Genomic DNA, 9,283 nt, shown 5'->3' on the forward strand with positions numbered 1-9,283 from the left:
GCTGATTTCTGTGTGGAAGCTGATTTCTGTGTGGAAGCTGATTTCTGTGTGGCGAGCGGGCTTGCCCACGCTGGGGTGCGAAGCGCCCCTGAAACCTGTGTTCGCAGATCAACAGGCATACTGGAGTTTATGAGCTCACGGCTGCCTTGCAGCCGAGCGCGGGCAAGCCCGCTCGCCACACAAACCCGCAACCTGATCTGCCTACTGGCGCACCAGCCGCTGGTTCTGGAAGTCCACCACTTCAGTACTGCGGTACGGATTGATGTCCAGCCCGCCACGGCGCACATAACGTGCATACACCGTCAACTTCTCCGGCTTCAGCAGCCGCTGCAGATCGAGGAAGATCCGCTCCACGCACTGCTCATGGAAGTCCGAGTGCTGACGGAAACTCACCAGGTAGGCCAGCAGGCTGGCATGATCCAGCGCCGCGCCACGGTACTCGACCACCACGCTACCCCAGTCCGGCTGGCTGGTTACCGGGCAGTTGGACTTGAGCAGGTGACTGTGCACGCTCTCCTCGACCAGGCGCGACGCATCACAACGCAGCAGCTCAGGCCGTGGATGGGCATAGTCGCTGACACTGATGTCCAGCTCATCGATACAAGTGCCGGGCAACGCCACCACGCCCTCGGCCTGCACGTCGCCCAGGCGGCGAACACGCACCCCCACCGGCTTGCCGGCAGCCGCCGACAGATCGGCGCGCAGCACCGCTTCCAGGCTCGGGATATCGGCGAACGGCGTCTGGTTCAGCGAGTTGAGGTACAGCTTGAACGACTTAGACTCGATGATGTTCGGCGAATCGGCCGGAATGCTGAACTCGCCGATGGCCACCACCGGCTTGCCCGACGGCAGCAGCCAGGACAGTTCGAAGCAGTTCCAGAAATCCACGCCGTGATACGGCAAGGTCTCGGCACTCAGCCCCAGCTCGGCCCATTTCGCGGCGCGCGGAATCGGAAACAGCAGGGAGGGCGTGTATGTGGCGATGTATTCACTGGACTTGCCCAGCGGCGAATGTTCGGCTGCGGGATGCATAACAAAAACCTGAAAGAATGAACCCGCCCAGTCTAGCGGGTTTACGTCCGGCTTTCAGCGTGCCGAGGTCCGCGACCTGCCTCAGCGGTCAATTTTCAGCTTGCCGACCATGCCCGCCTGGTAGTGCCCGGGGATATTGCAGGCGAACTCGAGCGTACCGGCCTTGCTGAAGGTCCAGGTCAGCTCGGCGGTCTTGCCCGGCTCGACCAGCACACTGTTGGGGTCATCATGCTTCATCATGCCATGATCCATGCCGCCCATACTGGAATGATCCATCTTCGGCATCTGCATGCCGGTCGGCGTCAACATGCCGCTCTGCTGCATCTTGAGCATTTCCTGCTGGTGCTCGGCATGCATCGCCGCCTCGCCGAGGTTGAACTCATGCAACAACCGGCCCTTGTTGACCAGCACGAAACGCACCGTTTCACCGGCCTTGACCTCAAGCTCCTTGGCATCGAAGGCGATATCGGTCATGGTCACTTCGATCGTACGGGTCGCCTTCGCAGCCGGCGCCGGCTGGCCGAAGTCATAATGCCCGGCCGGCGAGGCCCAGGCCACGGAACCCAGCAGCAGGCCGGCAAACACGAGGCTATTGCGCACAAACATGGTCACACTCCAACGGAACAGGTTTCACTCTGTGCAAGACTGTAGGGCCAGGCCGCTGCCACCAGGCTGACAGAAAGATTACAACTTTGTCAGCTTGGGCGCGGGTGGCCGGTCGACCTGTATAACGTTACCGTTCCATCTGCCATGAGTCATCCATGAAACTGCTGATCGTCGAAGACCAAGCGAAAACCGGCCAATACCTGCGCCAGGGCCTCAACGAGGCCGGCTTCAATTGCGAGCTGGTGGCGGACGGCACCAGCGGCCAGCACCTGGCCCTGACCGGCGACTACGACCTGCTGATTCTCGACGTCATGCTGCCCGGTCGCGACGGCTGGCAGATCCTCCAGGCGGTGCGTGCCGCCGGCCTGGAAATCCCGGTGCTGTTCCTCACCGCCCGTGACGCGGTCGAGGACCGGGTCCACGGCCTGGAGCTGGGTGCCGACGACTACCTGGTCAAGCCCTTCGCCTTTTCCGAATTGCTGGCCCGGGTCCGCAGCCTGCTGCGCCGCGGCGGGGGCAACACCCAGGACACCAGCCTGCAGGTCGCCGACCTGCGCCTGGACCTGATCCGCCGCCGGGTCGAACGGGCCGGCCAGCGCATCGACCTGACCGCCAAGGAATTCGCCCTGCTGGAAATGCTGCTGCGCCGCCAGGGCGAAGTGCTGCCCAAATCGCTGATCGCCTCGCAGGTCTGGGACATGAACTTCGACAGCGACACCAACGTCATCGAGGTCGCCATCCGCCGCCTGCGCCTGAAAATCGACGACGCCCATCCCAACAAGCTGATCCACACCGTTCGCGGCATGGGCTACGTGCTCGAAGAGCGGGACCTGTGATGCGCCGCCTGTCCCTGGCCGGTCGCCTGGCCATGCTGTTCGCCGCCTGCACCGCCACGGTGTCGCTGGTGGCCGGCGTGCTGTTCAGCCGCGCCAGCGAATCGCACTTCATCGAACTCGACCAGCAACTGCTGGAGGGGCGCCTGGCCGAGTTGCGCAGCAGCCTGGGCCCTGTGCAAGACCTCGGCGAGTTCGAGCCATTGCGCAAGCGCCTGCAACGCGAAATCAGTCTGCGCCCGGACTTGGCGTTGAGAGTCCAGGGCGCCGACGGCCACCCCTGGTTCGACAGCGCCCCGCACCTGCCCAAGACCTTGCCCACGCAACCCGGGCTGCTCAGCCTGCTGGACGGCGCAAGCGCCTACCGGCTGTTCAATGCGCCACTCACCCCGGGCCAGGCGGGTTCGCCCAAGCTGACACTGATCCTCGACATCACCCACCACCAGCACTTCCTGCAGCGCATGCAGCAACTGATCTGGCTGACGGTCGGCCTGTCGGCCCTCGCCACCGCCCTGCTCGGTGCCTGGGCCGCCCGCAGCGGCCTGCGCCCGCTAAGACGGATGAGCGAGGTGGCGAGCAGCGTCTCCGCCAACTCCCTGACCCCGCGCCTGGACATCGACCGGATGCCGGCAGAGCTGGCCGAACTGGGCCAAGCGCTCAACGCCATGCTTGGACGCCTGGAAGACTCGTTCCAGCGACTCTCGGCATTCTCCGCCGATATCGCGCATGAGTTACGCACACCGCTGTCGAACCTGCTGACCCACACCCAGGTCACGCTGACCCGCCCTCGCCCACTGGAAGACTACCGCGAGGCACTGCACAGCAACCTCGAGGAACTGCAATGGATGGCGCAACTGGTCAACGACATGCTGTACCTGGCCAAGGCCGACCACGGCCTGTTGAGCCCCAGCTTCGAACAACTGGAACTGGCGGATGAGGCAAATGTGTTGCTGGAGTTCTTTGCCCCACTGGCGGAAGACAACCGGGTACGCCTGGCCCGTAGCGGCACGGCAAGCATACGGGGCGATCGCAGCATGTTGCGCCGGGCGCTGTCCAACCTGCTGGACAATGCGCTGCGCTTTACGCCGGCTGGGGGTGAGATCCAGCTCAGTCTGGAGGTGACGGCCACAGGATCGCGCATCAGCGTGCAGAACAGCGGCGAGGGGATCGCAGCAGCGTCGCTGCCCCGGTTGTTCGACCGCTTCTACCGGGCAGACCCGGCGCGTCACGAAGGCAGCAGCGAGCATGCCGGACTGGGCTTGGCGATCACCCAGTCGATCGTGCGGGCCCATGGCGGGCAGATTCGCTGTGAGTCGGAGGAAGGCTGGACGCGGTTCGTCATCGAGTTGCCGCGCCAGGCTTGAGGGCCCCTTTTCGCGGACAAACCGGGGCGCCGGACCGCCGGCTCCCACGGTTCTGCGGCGTCTGCCGTACTTCATGGAGGCCGGTTCTGCCACTCATCGGCAATGGGCTAAAGACAGTCGGCTCCCACAAGGTAGTGCGCTGATCACAAACCTTGTGAACGCCACGAAACTGTGGGAGCCGGCGGTCCGGCGCCCCGGTTTATCCGCGAAAGCGGTATCCCGGATTACGAGTAGCGCAACGCCTGCGCCGGCTCGGTCTTCGCCGCGCGATACGCCGGATACAGCGTCGCGAGAAAGCTCATGATGAACCCGGCCGAACAGATCAACACCACATCCCCGCCCTGCAGCTGCGATGGCAGGTTGCTGACGAAGTACACGTCGGAACTGAAGATATGCTGCCCGCTGACCCGCTCGATCCAGCCCACCAGTTCGCTGACGTTCAACGCCGCGATCACCCCGAGCACACCGCCGATCAGGGTTCCGACGATGCCGATCACCGTGCCCTGGACCATGAAGATCGCCATGATCTGCCGGGGCGTGGCACCGATGGTACGCAGAATGGCGATGTCCGCCCCCTTGTCGTTCACCACCATGATCAGCGTTGCGATGATGTTGAAGGCCGCCACCGCGACGATCATCAACAGCAACAGGCCGATCATGGTCTTTTCCATCTTCATCGCGCTGAACAGGCTGCCCTGGGTGTGAGTCCAGTCATCGGCCCTGTACCCGCCCCCCAGGCCGCCGGCGATGGCCGCGGACACCTGCGGTGCGGCATACAGGTCCTTGACCGCCAGGCGCACGCTCTGCACCTGGTTCGGCTGCCAGTGCTGGATCTGCGCCGCATCGGCCATGTGGATCAACGCCATGGAACCATCGAGCTCGGCACCGACCTTGAACACACCGACCACGTTCAGGCGCTGCATGCGCGGGGTGATGCCGCCCGGATCGCTGCTGACTTCCGGAACGATCAGGGTCAGCTTGTCGCCGACATTGAGGCGGAAACGCCGGGCGGTGATTTCACCGATCACCACGCCGAACTCACCCGCTTTCAGGTCTTCCAGCTTGCCCTGGACGATGTGCTGGGCAACGATCGAGACCTTGCCTTCCTGGGCCGGATCGACCCCGCTGATCTGGATCGGCTGCATCGCCCCCTTGTACGACAGCATCCCGTCCATCTCGGTGAAAGGCACTGCCGCCGTCACCTGGGGGTTCTTCATGGCGGCGGCGGCCACCGGCTGCCAGTCATCGATGGGCTTGACCCCGACGATGGTCGCATGGGGCACCATGCCGAGAATCCGCGACTGCATTTCCTTCTGGAAACCGTTCATCACCGACAGCACCACGATCATCGCCAGCACACCGAGGGCGAGGCCGATCATCGAGGTCATCGAGATGAACGAAACAAAACGATTGCGGCGTTTGGCGCGGGTATAGCGCGTGCCGATAAAAATCGATAACGGTCTGAACATTCGCAGGCCACCGTAGAAAATAATCGAGCCGCCCCCGCGCACATCCGCGCGGGTCGGCCTGGGCGAATCAGATAGCGACCAGCTTGCCGTCCGTCAGGTGCAGCACACGGTCCATCTGGCGCGCCAGGTTCATGTCATGGGTCACCACCAGGAAGGCGGTATGCATCGAGGTGCTGAGTTCCAGCATCAGGTCCTGGATGCCCTGGGCGGTATGGTGGTCGAGGTTGCCGGTCGGCTCGTCGAGCATCACCAGGCCCGGCTTGTTCACCAGTGCCCGGGCGATCGCCACACGCTGGCGCTCACCACCGGACAGTTCGGCCGGCTTGTGCTCCAGGCGATGGCCCAACCCGACCCGCTCCAGCAATGCCGTGGCGCGCTGGCGTGCTTCGGGGATCGCCGTGCGACCGATCAGCAGCGGCATGCAGACGTTCTCCAGCGCGGTGAACTCCGGCAGCAGGTGGTGGAACTGGTAGACGAAGCCCAACGCCCGGTTGCGCAGCAGGCCACGGGCCTTTTCACCCAGCGCCGACAATTCCTCGCCGGCCAGCCAGACACTGCCCTTGGACGGCGTATCCAGCCCACCCAGCAGGTTGAGCAAGGTACTCTTGCCCGAACCGGAACTGCCCACGATCGCCACCCGCTCGCCCGCAAACAGCTCAAGCTGCAGGCCGGACAGCACCACCACCGACTCCGGGCCCTCCTCGTAGGATTTGCCCAGGTTGCGGCAACTCAGCACTGCTTTATCACTCATGCCCAACTCACTCATAACGTAGCGCCTCCGCAGGCTGGGTGCGCGCCGCACGCCAGGCTGGATACAGGGTGGCGAGGAAACTCAGGACCAATGCCGCGCCGCAGACCATCAGGACATCCTCGGCCATCAGTTGCGATGGCAGGTAGTCGATGAAATACACGTCGGCATTGAGGAACTTGTGACCGATCAGGCCTTCGAGAGCGGAAATCGCGGCACTGACGTTCAGCGCGGCGAAGATCCCCACCGCGGCGCCGATCAGCGTACCGACCACGCCAATCACGCTGCCCTGGACCATGAAGATCGCCATGATCTGCCCGGGCGTGGCCCCCAGGGTACGCAGGATCGCGATGTCACCTTTCTTGTCGTTCACCACCATCACCAGCGTCGAGATGATGTTGAACGCGGCAACAGCGACGATCAGCAGCAACAGCAGGCCGATCATGGCCTTTTCCATCTTGATCGCCTGGTACAGGTTGCCGTGGGTGCGGGTCCAGTCACGGGCGTAGAAATGGTTGTCGCCCAACCGCTGGGCGATTTCCCAGGCCTCGCGCGGCGCCTGGAACAGGTCGTCGAACTTCAGGCGCAGGCCCTGGACCTGGTCCGGCTTCCAGCGGTGCAGGCGGGCCAGGTCGTCGAGGTTGGTCAGGCCCAGGTAGCCATCCAGCTCACCGGCACCGACATGAAAGATGCCGACCACGGTGAAGCGCTTCATCCGCGGAAACATGCCCGCCGGCGTCACCGAAACCTCCGGGGCGACGAAGGTCAGCTTGTCGCCGAGACCGACACCGAGCTTGGTCGCGGCCTTGTCGCCGATGACGATGCCGAAGCTGCCCGGCGCCAGCGCGTCCAGTTGGCCCTGCTGCATGAAGCGGTCGATGATCGACACCTTGCGCTCCTGCGCCGGGTCGATGGCGTTGAGCAGCACTTTCTGCACCTGACCGTTGTTGGTCAGCAGCCCCTGCATCTGAGTGAAGGGCGCCACGGCGGCGACTTTCGGGTCCTGCCGGACCTTGTCCGCCAGGGCCTGCCAGTCGCTGATCGGTTCGCCCGATTCGAGGGTCGCGTGGGGCACCATGCCCAGCACGCGGTCGCGCATTTCCCGATCGAAGCCGTTCATCACCGACAGCACCACGATCATCACCACCACACCCAGGGCGAGGCCGATGATCGAGGTCAGGGAAATGAAGGAGACAAAATGGTTGCGACGCTTTGCACGGGTATAACGCGTACCGATAAATACGAAGAGTGGTCTGAACATGTCGGGGACTGGTTCGAAGGAAAAGAAGACGTCCATGTGGCGAGGGCGGTTCAGCAGCTTTACACTCAGACCATTACCTCTGCCCTGGGTTCGCCATGTCGACATTGGATGAAGAAGATCGCCGCGAATACTACCGTATCGAGGACACGATCGCACTGGAAATCCGCCCCCTGTCCGCCGCCGATGCCGCGGGCAAGGATGTGTTGCAGGATGCGTCGCCGCTCTTCAACCTGTTGAGCGAACTGCACCTGAGCGAGTTCGAGTCGCAGCACCTGCTGCGTCAGGTCACCGAGCGCGACCGCGCCCTCTCCGCCTACCTGAAATCCCAGAACAAGCGCATCGATCTGCTGAGCCAGGTGATGGCCATGACCATCCTCGGCGAAATCGGCGAACCGCAGTCGGTGGTCCTCTCCGAAGGCGGCATCGAGTTCAGCCACGATGTGGCCTACCCGGCCGGCACCCAACTGGCGGTCAAGCTGGTGCTGATGCCGCAGGCCCTGGGCCTGTTGCTGCGGGCCAGGGTGACACATTGCGAACCGCAGAGCCTGGGCTCGTTCGAAATCGGCACGGAGTTCGAAACATTGACCGATGCCCAGCGTCAGTTGCTGGCCCGCTATATCCTGCAGAAACAGGCCCAGCAACGGCGCCTGGCCCGCGAGCAGAACGACCCCGAGGCCAGTTGAGCCTCGGATTCCATTGTGTCACCCCCGATTACTTGCCGGATCATTTTTCCTTAGGAGCAGTCGTGACTCTGATTTATGGCCATCGTGGCGCCAAAGGCGAAGCGCCGGAAAACACCCTGACCAGTTTCCAGGAGTGCCTCAAGCACGGCGTGCGCCGCTGCGAGTTGGACTTGCACCTGTCCATGGATGGCGAACTGATGGTCATCCATGACCCGACCCTCAAGCGCACCACCGACCGACGCGGCAAGGTGGTCGAACACACCGCCGCCGAACTGGTGACCTACGACGCGCGCAAGGGCGGTCCGGACTGGATCACGCCCTGCCCGATCCCACGCCTGGAGGAGCTGTTCGAACAGTGCGATTTCGAGCACTGGCAACTGGAAGTCAAGAGCGCCTCGCGCACCCGAGCGGCGAGCACGGTACTGGCGATTCGCGAAATGGCGCAGCGCTTCGGCCTGCTGGACAAGGTGACCATCACCTCCAGCTCTCGCGAAGTGCTCAAGGCCGCCCTGGAGCTGACCCCGGACCTGTCACGCGGACTGGTCGCCGAATACGCCTGGCTCGACCCGCTGAAGGTCGCCCAGAGCTATGGCTGCGAGTTCCTGGCACTGAACTGGACACTCTGCACCCCGGAACGCCTGCTCAAGGCCCAGCGCCAGGGTCTGCACGTGTCGGTGTGGACAGTCAACGAGCCGGCGCTGATGCGCAGGCTCGCCGACTTCGGCGTCGATAGCCTGATTACAGACTTTCCCGGTTTGGCCACGGCCACACTTGGGAAAGGCTGAAATCGGTCTCCCCGGCCGGCTCAGGCCACCGGCCGGAGCCGCTCAAAAAAGCCGGTTCAGGCCATCGTAGGCAGCTACCCGATAGGCTTCGGCCATGGTCGGGTAGTTGAAGGTGGTGTTGACGAAGTACTTCAGGGTGTTGTTCTCACCCGGCTGGTTCATGATCGCCTGGCCGATGTGGACGATCTCCGAAGCCTGGTAGCCGAAGCAGTGCACGCCGAGCACTTCCAAGGTTTCGCGGTGGAACAGGATCTTCAACATGCCTTGCGGCTCGCCGGCAATCTGCGCCCGCGCCATGCTCTTGAAGAACGCCTTGCCCACTTCGTACGGCACCTTGGCCTTGGTCAGCTCGTGCTCGTTCTTGCCGATCGAGCTGATCTCCGGAATGGTGTAGATCCCGGTCGGCACGTCGTTGACATAACGCCAGCTACCGTTGTCGACGATGCTGCCCGCTGCCGAACGCCCCTGGTCGTGGGCGGCACTGGCCAGGCTCGGCCAGCCA

The 9,283-nt window shown here is 63.6% G+C and carries 9 protein-coding genes and 1 pseudogene; 4 read left to right on the plus strand and 6 right to left on the minus strand.

All coding sequences use genetic code 11. The features are described from left to right. Window positions 1–201: 201 nt before the first annotated feature. Together queF and K675_RS0127420 are read right to left on the minus strand one after the other, a co-directional pair. Window positions 202–1,032: an NADPH-dependent 7-cyano-7-deazaguanine reductase QueF gene (gene queF / locus K675_RS0127415; protein ID WP_017906662.1), complete on the minus strand. Its 831-nt coding sequence runs from the start codon at window positions 1,030–1,032 to the stop codon at window positions 202–204. A gap of 81 nt (window positions 1,033–1,113) precedes the next feature. Next, window positions 1,114–1,638 carry a cupredoxin domain-containing protein gene (locus tag K675_RS0127420; RefSeq protein ID WP_017906663.1) on the minus strand — a complete coding sequence of 175 codons (525 nt, stop codon included), beginning with the start codon at window positions 1,636–1,638 and terminating at the stop codon, window positions 1,114–1,116. 155 nt (window positions 1,639–1,793) lie between these two features. On the opposite strand from K675_RS0127420, the gene K675_RS0127425 reads away from it, so the two are divergent. Together K675_RS0127425 and K675_RS0127430 are read left to right on the plus strand one after the other, a co-directional pair. After that, on the plus strand, window positions 1,794–2,474 hold the full coding sequence (locus tag K675_RS0127425) for a heavy metal response regulator transcription factor (protein WP_017906664.1): 681 nt from the start codon (window positions 1,794–1,796) through the stop codon (window positions 2,472–2,474). Then, window positions 2,474–3,835 (plus strand): heavy metal sensor histidine kinase, encoded by a 1,362-nt coding sequence (locus K675_RS0127430; RefSeq protein ID WP_017906665.1) that lies wholly within the window; start codon window positions 2,474–2,476, stop codon window positions 3,833–3,835. The genes K675_RS0127425 and K675_RS0127430 overlap by 1 nt, the downstream gene beginning before the upstream one ends. A 224-nt stretch (window positions 3,836–4,059) precedes the next feature. Here K675_RS0127430 and K675_RS0127435 read toward each other — a convergent pair whose 3' ends face one another. The 3 genes from K675_RS0127435 to K675_RS0127445 all read right to left on the minus strand — a co-directional run bounded on the left by K675_RS0127435 (window position 4,060) and on the right by K675_RS0127445 (window position 7,313). Next, window positions 4,060–5,304: a lipoprotein-releasing ABC transporter permease subunit gene (locus K675_RS0127435; RefSeq protein WP_017906666.1), complete on the minus strand. Its 1,245-nt coding sequence runs from the start codon at window positions 5,302–5,304 to the stop codon at window positions 4,060–4,062. A 67-nt stretch (window positions 5,305–5,371) separates the two neighbouring features. Next, window positions 5,372–6,055: a lipoprotein-releasing ABC transporter ATP-binding protein LolD gene (gene lolD, locus K675_RS0127440; RefSeq protein WP_186681762.1), complete on the minus strand. Its 684-nt coding sequence runs from the start codon at window positions 6,053–6,055 to the stop codon at window positions 5,372–5,374. A 7-nt stretch (window positions 6,056–6,062) separates the two neighbouring features. Continuing rightward, window positions 6,063–7,313 carry a lipoprotein-releasing ABC transporter permease subunit gene (locus tag K675_RS0127445; RefSeq protein ID WP_026145579.1) on the minus strand — a complete coding sequence of 417 codons (1,251 nt, stop codon included), beginning with the start codon at window positions 7,311–7,313 and terminating at the stop codon, window positions 6,063–6,065. 95 nt (window positions 7,314–7,408) lie between these two features. Here K675_RS0127445 and K675_RS0127450 point away from each other — a divergent pair, with 95 nt between their 5' ends. Then, a complete protein-coding gene (locus K675_RS0127450) occupies window positions 7,409–7,996 on the plus strand; it encodes a PilZ domain-containing protein (protein ID WP_017906669.1) in 588 nt (195 codons plus the stop codon). Window positions 7,997–8,058: 62 nt separating this feature from the next. Continuing rightward, a complete protein-coding gene (locus K675_RS0127455) occupies window positions 8,059–8,781 on the plus strand; it encodes a glycerophosphodiester phosphodiesterase (RefSeq protein ID WP_017906670.1) in 723 nt (240 codons plus the stop codon). Window positions 8,782–8,823: 42 nt separating this feature from the next. Here K675_RS0127455 and K675_RS0127460 read toward each other — a convergent pair. Next, window positions 8,824–9,283 (minus strand): annotated as a pseudogene (locus K675_RS0127460) (Si-specific NAD(P)(+) transhydrogenase); the annotation flags it as partial.

The sequence above is a fragment of the Pseudomonas fuscovaginae SE-1 genome, from assembly GCF_000364705.1.
GTDB classification, from domain to species: Bacteria; Pseudomonadota; Gammaproteobacteria; order Pseudomonadales; family Pseudomonadaceae; genus Aquipseudomonas; species Aquipseudomonas fuscovaginae_A.

Excerpts from the sequence above, each read along its gene's own strand:
- queF (WP_017906662.1), bottom strand. The coding sequence starts at position 1,032 with ATGCATCCCGCAGCCGAACATTCGCCGCTGGGCAAGTCCAGTGAATAC.
- lolD (WP_186681762.1), bottom strand. The coding sequence starts at position 6,055 with ATGAGTGATAAAGCAGTGCTGAGTTGCCGCAACCTGGGCAAATCCTAC.
- K675_RS0127435 (WP_017906666.1), bottom strand. The coding sequence starts at position 5,304 with ATGTTCAGACCGTTATCGATTTTTATCGGCACGCGCTATACCCGCGCC.
- K675_RS0127420 (WP_017906663.1), bottom strand. The coding sequence starts at position 1,638 with ATGTTTGTGCGCAATAGCCTCGTGTTTGCCGGCCTGCTGCTGGGTTCC.
- K675_RS0127430 (WP_017906665.1), top strand. The coding sequence starts at position 2,474 with ATGCGCCGCCTGTCCCTGGCCGGTCGCCTGGCCATGCTGTTCGCCGCC.
- K675_RS0127425 (WP_017906664.1), top strand. The coding sequence starts at position 1,794 with ATGAAACTGCTGATCGTCGAAGACCAAGCGAAAACCGGCCAATACCTG.
- K675_RS0127450 (WP_017906669.1), top strand. The coding sequence starts at position 7,409 with ATGTCGACATTGGATGAAGAAGATCGCCGCGAATACTACCGTATCGAG.
- K675_RS0127445 (WP_026145579.1), bottom strand. The coding sequence starts at position 7,313 with ATGTTCAGACCACTCTTCGTATTTATCGGTACGCGTTATACCCGTGCA.